The organism is Bradyrhizobium sp. USDA 4472 (assembly GCF_054058595.1).
Genome location: NZ_JBSSAM010000001.1, coordinates 4,190,653 through 4,206,177, shown reverse-complemented (window position 1 = coordinate 4,206,177; position 15,525 = coordinate 4,190,653). Strand labels below are relative to the sequence as shown.

At 64.3% G+C, this 15,525-nt stretch carries 13 protein-coding genes and 2 pseudogenes; 5 read left to right on the top strand and 10 right to left on the bottom strand.

All coding sequences use genetic code 11. The features are described from left to right. Positions 1 to 5: 5 nt before the first annotated feature. The 4 genes and pseudogenes from ACVWZ4_RS19485 to ACVWZ4_RS19470 form a co-directional block, all read right to left on the bottom strand. A complete protein-coding gene (locus tag ACVWZ4_RS19485; protein WP_456740975.1) occupies positions 6 to 1,271 on the bottom strand; it encodes an NAD(P)/FAD-dependent oxidoreductase in 1,266 nt (421 codons plus the stop codon). Between the two features lie 3 nt (positions 1,272 to 1,274). Beyond that, positions 1,275 to 2,937 (bottom strand): annotated as a pseudogene (locus ACVWZ4_RS19480) (thiamine pyrophosphate-binding protein). Between the two features lie 113 nt (positions 2,938 to 3,050). Then, complete coding sequence (locus ACVWZ4_RS19475; RefSeq protein WP_456699228.1) at positions 3,051 to 3,404, bottom strand: RidA family protein; 354 nt, start codon at positions 3,402 to 3,404, stop codon at positions 3,051 to 3,053. 9 nt (positions 3,405 to 3,413) lie between these two features. Continuing rightward, positions 3,414 to 4,330 (bottom strand): annotated as a pseudogene (locus tag ACVWZ4_RS19470) (NAD(P)-dependent oxidoreductase). 167 nt (positions 4,331 to 4,497) lie between these two features. On the opposite strand from ACVWZ4_RS19470, the gene ACVWZ4_RS19465 reads away from it, so the two are divergent. From ACVWZ4_RS19465 to ACVWZ4_RS19450, 4 genes are all read left to right on the top strand, one after another. After that, the gene (locus tag ACVWZ4_RS19465; protein ID WP_456699230.1) at positions 4,498 to 5,334 is read left to right on the top strand and encodes a transporter substrate-binding domain-containing protein; all 837 of its coding nucleotides are present in this window, start codon (positions 4,498 to 4,500) and stop codon (positions 5,332 to 5,334) included. Between the two features lie 265 nt (positions 5,335 to 5,599). Continuing rightward, positions 5,600 to 6,028, top strand: coding sequence for a universal stress protein (locus tag ACVWZ4_RS19460; RefSeq protein ID WP_456740973.1), 429 nt, complete (start codon positions 5,600 to 5,602; stop codon positions 6,026 to 6,028). 74 nt (positions 6,029 to 6,102) lie between these two features. Then, a complete protein-coding gene (locus tag ACVWZ4_RS19455) occupies positions 6,103 to 6,555 on the top strand; it encodes a universal stress protein (RefSeq protein WP_456736120.1) in 453 nt (150 codons plus the stop codon). 307 nt (positions 6,556 to 6,862) lie between these two features. Next, positions 6,863 to 8,173: an MFS transporter gene (locus ACVWZ4_RS19450; protein ID WP_456740972.1), complete on the top strand. Its 1,311-nt coding sequence runs from the start codon at positions 6,863 to 6,865 to the stop codon at positions 8,171 to 8,173. 307 nt (positions 8,174 to 8,480) lie between these two features. Here the strand turns inward: ACVWZ4_RS19450 and ACVWZ4_RS19445 are convergent, their stop codons facing one another. The 6 genes from ACVWZ4_RS19445 to ACVWZ4_RS19420 form a co-directional block, all read right to left on the bottom strand. Beyond that, a complete protein-coding gene (locus tag ACVWZ4_RS19445) occupies positions 8,481 to 9,266 on the bottom strand; it encodes an ABC transporter permease (protein WP_456740971.1) in 786 nt (261 codons plus the stop codon). Next, a complete protein-coding gene (locus ACVWZ4_RS19440) occupies positions 9,263 to 10,075 on the bottom strand; it encodes an ABC transporter permease (protein ID WP_456705064.1) in 813 nt (270 codons plus the stop codon). The genes ACVWZ4_RS19445 and ACVWZ4_RS19440 overlap by 4 nt, the downstream gene beginning before the upstream one ends. A gap of 67 nt (positions 10,076 to 10,142) precedes the next feature. Beyond that, positions 10,143 to 11,189, bottom strand: a complete 1,047-nt coding sequence (locus ACVWZ4_RS19435) for an ABC transporter substrate-binding protein (RefSeq protein ID WP_456736122.1) — start codon at positions 11,187 to 11,189, stop codon at positions 10,143 to 10,145. A gap of 21 nt (positions 11,190 to 11,210) precedes the next feature. Next, on the bottom strand, positions 11,211 to 12,518 hold the full coding sequence (locus ACVWZ4_RS19430) for an NAD(P)/FAD-dependent oxidoreductase (protein ID WP_456740970.1): 1,308 nt from the start codon (positions 12,516 to 12,518) through the stop codon (positions 11,211 to 11,213). A 5-nt stretch (positions 12,519 to 12,523) separates the two neighbouring features. Continuing rightward, positions 12,524 to 13,243 (bottom strand): HAD family hydrolase, encoded by a 720-nt coding sequence (locus ACVWZ4_RS19425; protein WP_456699237.1) that lies wholly within the window; start codon positions 13,241 to 13,243, stop codon positions 12,524 to 12,526. A gap of 34 nt (positions 13,244 to 13,277) precedes the next feature. Then, complete coding sequence (locus ACVWZ4_RS19420) at positions 13,278 to 14,357, bottom strand: ABC transporter ATP-binding protein (RefSeq protein WP_456740969.1); 1,080 nt, start codon at positions 14,355 to 14,357, stop codon at positions 13,278 to 13,280. Positions 14,358 to 14,568: 211 nt separating this feature from the next. Here ACVWZ4_RS19420 and ACVWZ4_RS19415 point away from each other — a divergent pair, with 211 nt between their 5' ends. After that, positions 14,569 to 15,507 carry a LysR family transcriptional regulator gene (locus ACVWZ4_RS19415; protein ID WP_456740968.1) on the top strand — a complete coding sequence of 313 codons (939 nt, stop codon included), beginning with the start codon at positions 14,569 to 14,571 and terminating at the stop codon, positions 15,505 to 15,507. The last annotated feature ends 18 nt before the right edge of the window (positions 15,508 to 15,525 follow it).

Below are 15,525 nucleotides of genomic sequence, written 5' to 3'. Positions count from 1 at the left end.
CGATCTCAGAGGAAGCGATTGGGCGAGAACGGTGCGAGCGGAATTTCCGGCTGCTTGCCGCTCAGGAGCTGGGCGACAAGACGGCCGGTACGGGCCGAGCCGACCAGCCCGATATGGCCATGGCCGAAGGCATAGACGATATCGCGCGAGGCGCGCGCATGGCCGATGCAGGGAATACCATCAGGCATGCTGGGGCGATGACCGAACCAGGTCTTGATACGCGACGCCGGAATGTCCCTCGGCAGCTTCGGAAACATGCTGAGAAGGTGGTTGCGCAGGATCTCGGCGCGCTTCCAGTTCGGCGCGGCCTCCAGGCCCGCGATCTCGACCGTGCCGGCGGCTCGCAGGCCCTTGTTGGTCCAGTTCACCACCATCTTGGCGTCGGACGCCATCATCGAGCTGCGTGGTCCCGTTTCCGGATTCTCGATCATGACGTGATAGCCGCGCTCAGTTTCGAGCGGCAGCGGATCGCCGACCGATGCGGTGAGTTTTTTTGAACGCGCGCCGGCTGCGACCACCGCGGCATCGCAAGCAATCTCACCGGTCTCGGTAAAGACGGCGACGACCTTGTTGCCCGCAAGCTTGAGCCCCGTGGCTTTCGCATGCACCAGCTTGGCACCGTTCGCCAGCGCATGCCGGGCGAGCGCCGCAACGTATGCGCCGGGATCGCGGCAGCGTCCGGCTTCCTCCACCACCACACCGAAAGTGTAGCGCGGATGCAGATCCGGCTCGCGCTGACGCATCTCGTCGGCATTGAGCTCCAGCCATTCGATGCCGACCTTCCTGCGCAGCCGCCAGCCGAGATCGTCATCGAAATTGCCGCGCGACGGGAAGACGTGCATCACGCCGTTGCGCTCGATCAGTTCGGGAACGCCTGCCTCTTCCGCGAGCTTCCGGTGCAACAGCGGCGCGTCCTTCAGGAGATCGCGCAGCACAAGCGCCGTCTTCTCGACGCGCGCCTCGGTCCAGCCCGAAAGGAGATACTTGAGCAGCCAGGGCAGCGCCTTCGGCAAATACGACCAGCGGATCGCGAGCGGGCCGAGCGGATCCATGAGATACCCAGGCACCTTCTTCCAGGTGCCCGGCTCGGCCGGCGGGATCACCGAATGCGAGGAGAGCCAGCCGGCGTTGCCGTAGCTGGCGGCCTGTTCGCCACCGGGCGCGCCGGCATCGATCAGTGTAACGCGATGTCCCTCGCGCAGTGCCTCGATGGCGCTGATCACGCCGATCGCGCCGGCTCCGATGATGGCGACGTGACGGCTCTCCGACATCGCCTAAGCCTTTATCGCGGGCGTAAAGTCCTTGCCGACCGAGATCGCCCGGGGATCGATGATGCAGTGGAGGATCGACGGCTTGCCCGAGGCCAGCGCGCGCTCGAACGCCGGCGCGAATTCTTCGGTGCGCTCGACGCGCTCACCATGACCGCCGAACGCCTTCGCATACATCGCAAAATCAGGGTTCTTGAGCTGGGTGCCGACGACGCGGCCGGGATAGTCGCGCTCCTGATGCATGCGGATGGTGCCGTATTGCGAGTTATCGACGACGATCACGATCAGCGGCGCGTCATACTGCACGGCGGTCGCGAATTCCTGGCCGTTCATCAGGAAGCAGCCGTCACCGGCGAAGGCGACGACGACACGATCCGGGTACTGCCGCTTGGCGAGCACGCCCGCCGGCACGCCATAGCCCCATCGACCCCGAGGTCGGCGCGAGCTGAGACGCAAAGCTGTGGAAGCGGTGATGGCGATGGATCCAGCCGGCATAATTGCCGGCGCCGTTGCAGACGATCGCGTCCTTCGGCAGCCGATCACGCAGCCAGGTCATGACTTGGCCGTACTGGAACGTGCCCGGCAGCTCACGCGCCTTGTCGGTCCAGGCGAGATAGTCGGCATGCGCCTTGGCGGCTTCGCCCTTCCAGGCAACCGCGCCTGAAGGCTTCAGCGCCTGGACGGCGGCGGCGAATGCGGCCGGCGTCGCCTGGATCGCGAGATCAGGCTGATAGATGCGGCCGAGCTCTTCCGAGCCTGGGTGCACATGGATCAGCTTCTGCTTCGGCGCGGGAATGTCGAGCAGCGTGTAAGACGACGACGGCATCTCCGACATGCGGCCGCCGACGAGAAGGATGACATCGGCATTGTCGACGCGGGCCTTGAGACTCGGGCTCGGTCCGATGCCGAGGTCGCCGGCATAGTGCGAATGGTCGGCATCGATCAGCGAGGCCCGGCGGAACGAGGTCGCGACCGGCAGGTCGAAGCGCTCGGCGAAACGCGCGACGCTCTTGGTCGCCTCATCGGTCCAGCGCGAACCGCCGAGGATGACCAGCGGCGCCTTGGCGCTCGCCAGCATTGCACCGACCTGCTCGAGATCTGATGGCGCCGGCCAGCTCACCGCCGGCTCGATGCGCATGGCATCGGCGACAGCGGCGGTCTCGGTCAGCATGTTCTCGGGCAGCGCGATCACGACGGGACCGGGGCGGCCCTGCATCGCGACGCGGAAGGCGCGCGCGACCAGTTCGGGAATGCGGTCGGGACGATCAATCTCGACCGCCCATTTCGCCATTGAGCCGAACACCGCCCTGTAGTCGAGTTCCTGGAACGCCTCGCGCTCGCGCATGCCGGTATCGACCTGGCCGACGAACAGGATCATCGGCGTCGAATCCTGCATCGCGATATGGACGCCATGGCTGGCATTGGTCGCGCCGGGACCCCGGGTGACGAAGCAGACACCGGGCCGGCCGGTGAGCTTGCCATAGGCTTCGGCCATCATCGCCGCGCCACCTTCGGCGCGGCAGATCACGACGTCGATCGGGCTGTCATGCAGCGCATCGAGCGCCGCCAAGTAGCTCTCGCCGGGCACGCAGGTGACGCGGTCGACGCCCTGCGCGACCAGCTGGTCGATCAGGATCTGGCCCCCGGTGCGGGTGTTTCTGATGGTCATTGACAGCTCCCTGCAGGCTTTAGCGAATGCGTTTTTGTTCCGAGGTGGCGTAGGACAGGCGGAAACAACGCGCAAGGCCGATGCAAACGGTTCAGAGGGCAGCGGCGCGCATGTCAGCGGCGCGCGGCAATCGCGATCACCTCGATGCGGTAGGCCGGATCGGCGAGCTCGACCTTGCCGCAGGCACGCGTCGGTGCGTTGCCCGGAACGACCCAGGCATCATACACCGCGTTCATCGCGTCGAAATCGTCCATGGTTTTCAGCCAGACCTGAACGCTGAGCAGGCGCGACTTGTCGGTGTCGGCGCGGGCCAGCATGTCATCGACCTTCGCCAATGCTTCGCGGGTCTGCTGGGCGATGTCAGCGGTCTTGGTATCCGCTACCTGGCCGGCGAGGAAAACGAGATCACCGAACACGGAAGCGCGGCTGCGACGGGCGTTCTGGTCGATGCGCGTGATATCAGACATGGATGTCCTTTACGTGCCGGTCGCGATGACGCGGCGGCAGTGATCGAGCGCCGCGCCGATGAGATTGTCGCTGGCCTCGGGCGTACGAAACGCCGAATGCGCCGACAGCGTCACGTTCGGCAGCTTTGTCAGCGCGTGGCCTGCGGGGAGCGGCTCGACGGTGAAGACGTCGAGGCCGGCATGCGCGATATGGCCCGAGCGCAACGCATCCAGCATTGCTTCTTCGTCGACGACAGCGCCGCGCGCCGTGTTGATCAGGATGCTGCCCTTGCGCATCCGGGCGATACGCTCGCGCGATAGGAAACCCTTGGTTTCGTCGTTGAGCAAGAGATGCAGCGAGACGACGTGGCTCTCCGCCAGCAGCTTCTCCAGCGAGACGAACTCGACGCCGGGATGCGTCTTCGGCGTCCTGTTCCAGGCGATCACCGTCATGCCGCAGCCGGCCGCCATGCGCGCGGCTTCGGCCGCGAGCCGCCGAAGCCGATCAGGCCGAGCGTCTTGCCGGTGAGCTGCACGGCATCACGCCGCAGCCAGTTGCCCTCACGCATGCCGCGGTCCATCTCGCCAAAATTCTTGGCCGAGGCCCACATCAGCGCGATCGCGCATTCGGCCACCGCGGTGTCGCCATAGCCCTTGATGGTATGGACGGCGATTCCACGCGCAGCGAGCTCCTCCGGATTCATGTAGCTGCGCGCCCCGGTGCCGAGAAAGATGACGTGCTTCAGCTTCGCGCACTTCTCCGCGATCGCTGATGGCACGGCCGTATGGTCGACGATCATGATCTCGGCATCGCCGAGCAGGTCGGGCAGATCGTCCGACTTGATGGAAGGATTGCGGTTGATGCCAACAGGCAGCTTGGTCCCGCCCAGCAGCTTCTCGGTGACCGCTGCCAGCGTGTCGTTGGCATCGACGAAAACAGCGCGCACAGACTTCCTCCTCTGACGCAATTTTCTCTCGCTTTGCCAGAGGACTAGGCTCTAACCTGCTTCATCGCACAACTCCCGGCAAGACTGTAATACCATATTGCATTATACCCTGAATACAGAAATAGTGCCCAGCCGGAGCTGCTGATCATTCCCAGGGAGCACTGACCATGAACCGTAGGGACGCACTCACCACCGTCGCGCTGGCAGGCGCCGCAATGGCCGCGACCGCCTCGGCCCGGGCCGACACCGCGCCGGCCTCAACGCTCGATCGCATCAAGAAGAGCGGTGTGCTGCGGATCGCTGTGATCGCCGGCCAGGATCCCTATTTCCACAAGGACCTCGCGACCAATCAATGGTCAGGCGCGTGTATCGACATGGCGAACGACATCGCCGGCAAGTTAGGGGCCAAGGTCGAGACGCTGGAATCGACCTGGGGCAACCAGATCCTGGATCTTCAGGCCGACAAGATCGATCTCGCCTTTGCCGTGAACCCGACGCCAGAGCGCGCGCTGGTGATCGACTTCTCAACGCCGATCCTGGTGCACTCCTTCACCGTCATCACAAAGAAGGGCTTTGCCAAGCCGCAGAGCTGGGCCGAGCTCAACAAGCCCGAGGTCAAGATCGCCGTCGACATCGGCTCGACCCACGAGACCATCGCGCGCCACTATTGCCCGAAGGCAACCATCCTCGGCTTCAAGACGCGCGACGAGGCGATCCTCGCGGTGTCGACCGGCCGCGCCGACTGCAACGTCTCGCTGGCGGTGCTGTCGGTCTTCACGCTGAAGAAGAATCCGACGCTTGGCGATCTCGCGATCCCGCGGCCGCTGCTGACCCTGCCGACGAACCTCGGCATCCGTGCCGAATCCGATCGCCGCTACAAGGATTTCCTCAGCGCCTGGGCCGACTACAACCGTTCGCTCGGCCAGACCCGCGAATGGCTGCTGAAGGCCTATGAAACCGTCGGCCTCAGCGCCGAGGACATCCCGAGCGAAGTGCAGTTCTAGACCGGCGGTCTGAAGCAGCTGAATCGACCAGCTACGGGCACCTGGCCTCTCCCGCTTGCTTGCGGGATAGGTCGGCACGACGCGCCGGGTGAGGGTTCTCTCCGCACAGCGGCTCTCGCTTGCAGAGACACCCTGTGCCAATTGCGGACATCTGGATCACGATAGGATGAACCAACAGGTTGACTTATCTCAAGACTGCAGTCGCAACGCGAGCTAACCTGGCCTTGCAAGGCAGCGATACGTCCGGACAATCGGGAGGTAGAGCATGTACCGGCACATTCTCATTCCGACAGATGGGTCTAAGCTAGCGGAGCGTGGGGTTGCGCACGGATTGGCGCTGGCGAAATCCCTCGGGGCCACCGTATCCTTCATCTTCGTTGTGGAAGCGTTTTCCGAAGTCTCAGGCCGGTTCCTCGAAGCGGTCGCAACATATGCCGAGTTGCGCAAGGAACAGGCCGCCAGCGTATTGAACGGCGCGGCAAAGGCGGCCAGGACGGCCGGTGTTTCCTGCGAGACGATTCAAGCGGAGAGCGGGCAACCCCATCAGGCCATCATCGCAGCCGCCGCGGAGAAGGGCTGCGATCTCATCGTCATGTCGTCGCATGGGCACAGCGGACTTACCGCGCTTCTCATCGGGAGCGTGACGAACAAGGTGCTTACACACGCAAAGACCCCCGTCCTGGTCTGTCCTTGAATGGGAGGCGCCTGTTAAGGTCAAACAACCGCACCGGGAGATGGCGACGGGTTGTCGAGAAAGGAGGCCGCCAAATGTACACCCGGATTCTCCTCAGCACGGACGGATCGGACGTCGCAAGAAACGGCATCAGGCATGGGATTGCCTTGGCAAAGGCCTTGAAGGCCAAAGCGACCGTCATTGCCGTGACGGAGTCACTGCCAATCGACTACGGGAGCGGACACGCCCCGGGATGGATCCCGTCGCAGCAGGAAATCGACAGCTTCGATGCGGCCTGCAGGGAGCGTGCGCGCAAAGTCCTCGACGAAGCGCGAGCCATGGCAGAGCAAGCCGGGATAACCGCGGAACTCCTGCACGTTCCGAATGCGCACCCGGCCACCGCGATTATCGAAACAGCAAAGTCAGGAGGCTGCGACTTGATCGTTATGGGCTCTCATGGGCGCCGGGGGCTCAAGAAGCTATTCCTGGGAAGTCAAACATCGGAGGTCCTGGCCGACGGAAGCGTGCCGGTGTTGGTCGTACACTGACCGCGATAGCGCAGGCCTTCATTGAGCGGCACCATATCGACGTTCCCGGCGAGGTGCAGTTCTGATCGGTCATTTGTGTCTTGGACGTCTCCAGCCGTGCAAGCGGCTGGAGACGTTCTTGAGTGGATGTCACGAGACAGATTGACGCGGATGCCCTGAGCAAACCGGGACGCTGATATGCGGACCGCTTTACGTGGGCCTGCGGTGTTGACGCGAATCCTGACGCGTTTAAGTAGGTGGGACAAAGACTGCAGGGATGGCGACGTTTGCTGGGCTGGTTCCCGTTGCCGTCACCTAAGCAGGACACATGACGACCTCGCCTCACGCGACCTCGCCGCGCAATTCAACGCCCCCTCATCTCGCCATCGTCCTGTTCTCGCTCGCGATGGGCGGCTTTGCGATCGGAACCACCGAATTCGCATCGATGAGCCTGCTGCCGTTCTTCGCGGCCGACCTTCATATCGACGAGCCGACGGCCGGACACGCGATCAGCGCTTACGCGCTCGGCGTGGTGCTGGGCGCGCCGCTGATTGCCGTGATCGGCGCACGGTTCGCACGACGCACGCAGCTACTGGCGCTGATGGCCATTTTCGCGCTCGGCAACGCCCTCACCGCGCTGGCGCCGGGCTTTGGCGCGATGATCGCGGCCCGTTTCCTGTCAGGCCTGCCCCACGGCGCCTATTTCGGTATCGCTGCGCTGGTCGCGGCCTCGCTCGTTCCGCAACATCGCCGCTCGCAGGCAGTCGGCCAGGTGATGCTGGGCCTGACCGTCGCCACCATCATCGGCGTGCCGATGGCCAATCTGATCGGCCAGATGGCCGGCTGGCGCGCGAGTTTCGGCCTCGTGTCGGGACTGGCCTTGCTCACGATGCTCCTGTGCGCGCTGTTTGCGCCGCGCGACCAGGCCGGCCGGTCGGATCCGCTGCGCGAACTCGGCGCGCTCAAAAGCCGCCGCGTCTGGATCACGCTCGCGATCAGCGCCATCGGCTTCGGCGGCATGTTCGCCGTCTATACCTATCTGGCGACGACGTTGATCGAGGTCACCAAGGTCAGCACCGAGGTCATCCCGTTCTTCCTCGCGATCTTCGGCGTCGGCGCCACGCTCGGCAATCTGTTCGTGCCGCGCTTCGCCGATCGCGCGCTGATGCCGACGGCGGGAGGCATCCTGCTGTTTGCGGCCGTGGCGCTGCTGGTGTTTCCGCTCGTCGCCGGCAATCCCTGGCTGCTGGCGATCGATATTTTCGCCATCGGCGCCAGCGTCGCACTCGGTGCCATCCTGCAAACGCGCCTGATGGATGTCGCGGGGCACGCACAGGCGCTCGCGGCCGCGCTCAACCATTCGGCATTCAACACCGCCAATGCGCTCGGCCCGTTCCTCGGCGGCCTCGCCATTCGCCAGGGGCTGGGCTGGACCTCCACCGGCCCCGTCGGCGCCGGACTCGCGCTCCTGGGCTTTCTGATCTGGATCGTCGCCTATCGCGACACCGGCCCGGCTGCGGTCAAGCCCGGCTCGGGCGACGCCTCCGCACCTCGCGAGAACGAGCCGGTCAGACCCGCGCCAGCACAGGCGCCGGAGAACCGGACGCGTGCGGATCGTGCGAGGGACCCGGTGGCATGACGGATCGCGGCGCTCGGAACAGAGCGCGTTGAGAGCCTGTCCGTGGATCATCGCGGCCACGAAGGAGGCCAGCAGGCCCGCGCCCGAGAAGATCACGACGATCTACAGGGGGTTCGATGTCGACATTGGTTCCCGTCGCGCGGATTTTGCTCTTGCCAGTGCAGCAATCATCGCCAGCTCCGAAGCCGGCCGCGCGGACGCGGGGCCTGATCTCATCTGGCGCGGATCGGCGCAACAACCTGTGAAGCAGAGTATGCGTCGCGGCCCCGCGCGAATTGCGCACCAGGCCGGGTCGACATCAAGCCCCTCACCCACTCTTCTTCCGTCGCGCGCTCGCCAGCAGCACCAGCATGAAGGACGCAGCGGTCATCAGCGTCGAGATCGCGGCAATGGTAGGGTCGATCTCGTCGCGGAGCGCGGTGAACATGCGCTTGGTCAGCGGCTGATACTGGCCGCCGGAAATAAACAGCGCGACGATGGTCTCGTCCATTGCGGAGATGAAGGCGAAGATGCCGCCAGCCATCACGCTCGACTTGATCTGCGGTAGCGTCACCGCAAAGAAGCTGCGCAGCCGGTTCATGCCGAGGCTACGCGCTACCATCTCCTGCGCCGGGTCGAAGCTCTGCAAGCCCGCCAGCACCGAGATGACGACATAAGGCAATCCCAGCATCACATTCGCCAGTACCAAGCCCGGCAGGGTCGCCACCAGGCCGACCTTGGCATAGACGAAGAAGATGCCGACCGCGGTGATGATGATGGGCACCACGAGCGGCAGCAGCAGCGCCATATGGATGACGCGCATGATGCGCAGCTTCGACTGGCTGATGGCATAGGCGGCGGCGACGCCGCATGGCGTTGCAATCAGAACGGTGAGGAAAGCGACCGTCAACGTCACCTGCGTCGCCTGCATCCAGGCGGGATTGGCCAGATATTGTTGATACCAGCGCAGCGAGAAGGACGGCGGCGGGAAGGTCAGGAAGCGCGCGCTGGAGAACGAGATCGGTGCGATGATCAGCACGGGAAGGATCAGATAGACCAGCACCAGCGTGCTGATCGCATAGAGGGCGATACGCGCGGGCGACAGTCGCATCATTTCTGCCCCAACACGCGATCGAGCGAGATGAAGCGGCTGACGACGAAAAAGATCGCGAGCACGCTGAGCAGCAGCACCACCGCGACCGCGCTCGCCGCGCCGAACTGGTTGTAGAGTTCGACATTGCGGCTCACCAGCATCGATACCATCACGGTGCGGCCGCCGCCAAGCAGCTCCGGCGTGATGTAGAAGCCCAGACAGAGCACGAACACCATGGTGCAGCCGGCCAGCACACCCGGCAGCGACAGCGGCAGGAAGACGCGGAAGAAGGTCAGCGACGGGCTTGCCCCGAGGCTGGTGCCGGCCTGCATGAGATCGCCGGGGATCTTCTGCATGGTGGCGTAGAGCGGCAGCACCATGAACGGCAGCAGGATGTGCACGGTCGCGACCACCGTACCGAAGGTGTTGTGGACCAGTGCCAGCGGCTCGGAGATCACGTCGAGATAACGCAGGAATTGATTGATCACCCCGGTGCGCTGGAGCAGCGCCAGCCAGGCATAGGCGCGCACCAGCACTGACGTCCAGAATGGCAGGACAACCAGCGACAGGATCAGGATGCTCCACCCCTTCGGCACCGAATTGGCGAGGTAGGCGACGGGATAGCCGAGCAACAGCGCGATCGCTGTGACCGCGAGGCTGATCTCGAAAGTTAGCGCGAAGCTGCGCCAGTAGATGTCCTCGGTAAAGAGGCGGCGATAATTCTCCAGCGTAAAGCCGTCATGGTAGATCGACTGCCAAGCCAGCCAGCCGACCGGCAGCACGATCAAAGCAAGGATCACCAGCAGTGCCGGCGAGACCAGCGCCAGCATCAGGCCGTGCTCGCGGCGCTGATGCTCTTGTGATGAATCTGGCACTGACATCGTCAACGCGGCTCGCTCACTTCTGCATGAACGACGCCCAGCGCTTCTCGGCGGCCTCGCCTGCGGGCGAGGACCACCAGGCGTAGGACATCAGCGCCTGCTTGGCAGCGTTCGCGGGTTCGCTCGGCAATTGCGCAGCGCGCTCGGGCTTGATCACGCTGGTCTCGAACGCCTTGGGATTGCCCGGGCCATAATCGATATTGAGCGGCAGATTGGCTTGGTGCACTGGATCGACCGCCTCGTTGAGGAACTTTATGGCTGTGTCGAGGTTCGGCGCGCCCTTGAGAATGCAGAGCGAGGTGCTCTGCAAAATGCCCTGGTTGTAGGTGAAGGTGACCTTTGCGCCCTCCTTGGCGACCGCGCTGACGCGGCCGTTCCAGGCCATTTCCATGTCGACCTCGCCGTCGTTGAGCAGCTGCGCCGACTGCGCGCCTGAGGTCCACCAGACCGTAATGTTCGGTTTGATTTCTTCCAGCTTCTTGAACGCGCGATCGACATCGAGCGGGTAGAGCTTGTCAGGCGCGACGCCGTCGGCCATCAGCGCTGCCTCAAGCGTTGCGATCGGATGGTTGCGCAGCGCCCGGCGGCCGGGGAATTTCTTGACGTCCCAGAAATCGGCCCAACTGTTCGGCGCGTCCTTCGGGAAGGCCTTCTGGCTGTAGGCGAGAACACTGGAATAGAATTCGTAGGACACTGAATAGGGACTGCGATAGGCCTCGGGCATGGCCGCCGCGTTCGGGATTTTGGAGAAGTCCAGCTTCTCGATGAGCCCCTGCTCGCCGCCGCGCAGGCAATAGCCGGTAGGGGTGTCGACGACATCCCAGATCGGCTTGCCGCTGCCGACCTGCGTCTTGATCGCGGGCCAGGCGTCCGGAATGGAATCCTGATTGATGGTGATGCCGAGCTTCTTGGCCGAAGGATCGAGAATCGCCACCGTCTGCGCCTGCTGATAGGCGCCGCCCTGCGAGACGAAGGTGATCTGCTCGGCGGCATCAGCCGTATTGGTCAACCCCACGGCCGCTAGCAGCACAATACCCAATCCCAAATTCTGCTTCGTCATCATGCTCGCCTCCTCCAAATGATCTCACCGACCGATCGCATCGAGAAATTGATACCAGCCGGCGACCATGCGCACCGCGGGCTCGCGCAGCGGATAGAACGGAATGGCCTTCATGCGGCTGACGTCGAGCAGTCCCATGTCGGGGCTCTCGCCGCGGACGTATGCGGCGAGATACCGGCCCATCAGACTCGACATCGCAACTCCGGCGCCGTTGTAGCCCATCGAGACCAGCGTGCGCTCGTCGAGCCGACCGATATGCGGCACCGAGTCCAGCGTCATCGCAACGAGGCCCGACCATTTGTAGGCAAGCGTGACGTCGGCAAGATCCGGGAAAATGCCGACCATCGCCCTGCGTAGCGCGTCGAAGGCTGATTGCGAGTCCTGCTTGCCGAAGGCGCCGCGGCCGCCAAAAACGACCCTGTTATCAACCATGCGGAACCAGCGCATCATGCGCTTGGTCTCGGTGTAGGTCCGCCCCGTCGGCATCAGCTTGCCGGCGAGATTGCGCGGCAGCTTTTCGGTCGCAATGAGAGCGCTGCGGAACGGAATCAGCGTGCGCTGCATCTTCGCGGTCGCGCCGGTCAGATCGGAATAGCTGTTGGTGGCGATGATCGCCTGCCTGGCGCGTACCGCGCCTTGCGGCGTCTCGGCGATGATGCCGTCCTTGTCCCGCCGGAGTTTGGTCACAGGCGATTCCTGGAAGATCGGAACGCCGCGGCGTGCGACGCCGTCGGCGAGGCCGCGCAGATAGTTCAGCGGATGGATACCGCCCGAACCGGGATTGAGCACGCCGCCGACGAAGTTATCGGAGCCTGTCTCGTCGCGCACGCCACGCTTATCGAGGATGCGGACCTCGGCAGATCCCATCTCGCGCGTCATCCAGTTGGCTTCGTCAATCGCGGCTTTCAGGGTCGTTTCGTTGTGCGCGGCCCTGACCTGGCCGGTGCGCGTCAGGTTCGCGCTGGTGATGCCGAATTCCGAAACCAGCTCCTCGACCATGTCGGTCGACTCATGCGCGATCTCGTACATGCGCTTGGCCATGGCGCGGCCGTGCACGGCGTCGATCTCGCGGAACGACAGGCGAAATTTTGCGGTGATCACGCCGCCATTGCGCCCGCTGGCGCCCCAGCCGGGACGATTGGCTTCGAGCACGATGGGCGCGAGCCCGCTCTTGGCGATGTGGTGGGCAGCGGAGAGGCCGGTATAGCCCGCACCGATGATCACCACATCCGCCTGTTGCTCTCCCGACAGCACGGCAAGATCGCGCGCCGGCTCCGCCGTGGCTTCCCACAGCGAGTTGGCCGATGGCAGCGCGCGCCAATCCCGTGTCATGCTGCTCATCCTTGTGCGGGGCCAACCGCGGCGTCGGCCAGCGCTTTCAGCGTCGGGAAGTGGAAGTCCGGTTTTGTCAATGTTTCGACGGCCGGCGTGCCGCCGAAGCCGGCGACGCCCTGGCGACGCTCGATCCAGCACACCTTGTAGCCGAGTTTTCGCGCGATGCCGATGTCGTGGTATTGGCTCTGCGCGACGTGCAAGATGTCGGACTGCTTGTAGCCGAACGCGGACTGGCGGCCTTTGTTATAGGCAAAGAACTCCGGATTGGGTTTGGCGACCCCGGTGTCGTCTGCGCAGACGGTATCGTCGAAGGGATTGCCGAGCGCGTGCGCGTAGCACGAGAGTGCGACGCGATCGGCGTTTGTCATCGCCACCAGCCGGAATTTCGTGCGCAGGCGCTTGAGCGCCTCGACCGAATCTGCGAATGGCCCCCAGCGCAGCACCGAGAGCTGGAACACGTCACAGGACGCATCATCAGCCGGAAGTCCGAGCTCGGTCGCGAGATGACGATAGACGTGGAACATCACTTCGCTCGAGCGCTCGTAATGCTTGTCGCGGCCGCGCTTGTAGGGTTCGAAGATCTGCTCGTCGGTGAACTCGGCCGCTTTCTTGCCTCCGATCTTGCGCACGGCTTCGAGCACGCCGGTCTCGAAATCGATCAAGGTGCCGACGACGTCGAAGGTGAGGACCTTGAAATTGCTGAACGCTGCTTGGGTCGACATGTGGCTTTTCTCTCAGGCTGGACGGGGCTTGGATTCAGTCCACCCGGGGCACGACGATGGTGTCTTCAGGGTGAAGGGTGACGGTGAGGCTGCCGCCGAGCGGCGGAATGCGGCTGTAGGCCTGATGGTAGCTCGGCTGGCGCAGGCTGAGCGCGATGCCGTCGGCAAGCGCGAGGAAGATGCGCAGGCTTTCGCCCTGATAGACGATGTCGGTGACCGTGCCGGTCAGCCGATTGCAGGCGGCATCCTGAGCGCCGTCGTCGATGAGCAGCTTCTCGCTGTGCACGGCGAGCATCAGCGCGTCGCCGTCGGGAATGGCGCGAGCACTGCGCAGCAGTGCGTTTCCGAGCGCGACGCTCGAGGCATCGACGCGGCGAACCGGTAGCATCGTCGCCTCACCGATGAAGCTTGCGACGAAGGAATCGGCGGGATGGTCGTGCAGGCGCGCAGGCGCGTCGATCTGGATCAGGCGGCCGTCCTTCATGACGGCGACGCGGTCGCTCATGGTCAGCGCCTCGCGCTGGTCATGGGTGACATAGATGATGGTCGCCCCGATCCGCCTGTGCAGCGCGCGCAGCTCGATCTGCATTGATTCGCGCAGCTGCTTGTCCAGCGCGGAGAGCGGCTCGTCCATCAGGATGAGCTGTGGCTCGAAGATCATGGCGCGCGCGAGCGCCACGCGCTGACGCTGGCCGCCGGAGAGCTGCGCGATGCCCCGCTCCTCGTAACCGGCAAGCCCCACCATCGACAGCGCCGCACGCACCTTGTCGGGCCAGTTCGCCTTCGGCAGGCGGCGCGCGCGCAACGGAAAGGCGACGTTCTCGCCCACGCTCATATGCGGAAACAGCGCATAGTTCTGGAAGACGACGCCGATGTCGCGCTTGTGCGGCGGCATGTAGGTGACGTCGCTGCCACCGAACAGGATGGTGCCTGATGTCGGCAGGATGAAGCCGCCCAGAATGCCGAGCAGCGTGGTCTTGCCGGAGCCGGAGGGGCCGAGCAGCGAGACGAATTCGCCGGCGCCGACGTTGAGGGACACGTCATGGAGGGCGCGAACGGGGCCGTACGCCTTGCTCGCGGATCTGACCTCGACGCTTTCCGCTCGTTTGTCCAACGATCGACCTCGTCCATCCCTGGCAATGGCGTGCCTCGCGGCGCGCCATAAGCTTGCATTATAGACAGGGTTTTGCAGCACCCGCTGGCGCGGCGTGCGCTGCACCAAACATTCGCTCGCAAAGCCTGCCTTCAGGCTGTCGGGTCAATGACACCAGAGTTGGCAAAATCCGGCAATTGCCAAATTCTCACGAGCATCATAACATGACGTTATGCCTGAGCTTCGCCGCATGCTGCCCTCCAGCAACGCCCTGTTCGTCTTCGACGCAGCGGCGCGCAATGGCAGCTTCACGGCTGCAGCCGCCGAATTGAACGTGACGCAGCCTGCGGTGAGCCGCATGCTCGGACAATTCGAGGAGCATCTCGGCGTCCGCCTGTTCGACCGCAAGGCTGGCCGCGCGGTGCTCACCGAGGAAGGCGAACTGCTCTATCGCCGCGTGCTCGAAGGCTTTCGCAGCATCGAAACCGGCCTTGTCGAGATCGAGCGGCGCCGCAAGGGCACGGAGACGGTGACGCTGTCGGTCTCCTCCGCCTTCACCACGCACTGGTTGATGCCGCGCATCGACAAGCTCCAGAAGCAATTTCCGCAGGTCGACCTGCGCTTCCAGCTCATTTCAGGCGCGCTGCGCGGGCCGGTGGAGAACGTCGATCTCGGCATGCGCTTTCGCGATCGCGAGGAGCCATCGTCCGGCGGCACGCTGGTGATGAAGGAAGTGATGCTGCCGATGTGCAGCCCTGGATATCTCGGCGAGACCGACCCTGCGGAGGGCAACACGATCATTCGCCTCGCCGAGACGCCTGGCGACTGGGCCGCGGATTACGCGTCGCTGCTCACCGGCCGCCGCGGCGCGGCCAAGGCGCTGAGCTTCACCGACTATGCCGTCGTGGTGCAGGCCGCGCTGCTCGGCCAGGGCATCGCACTCGGCTGGCTGACGGTCGCCTCGCATTGGCTGCTCACCGGCGCGCTGGTGCCGGCCTCCGACCGGCTCACCACCACCCGCCGCGTCTGCGAATTCCTGCCACCGCGCAACCGCCCGATGCGCCCGATCGCCGCCGCGATCCGCGACTGGATCACCGATCAGATGCGAAGCGAGATCGCCGCGATCGACAGGCTCTATCCGGAGCTCGGCGCGATGGCGGCGTGTTATTGAGACAATAGAGCTTCGCGC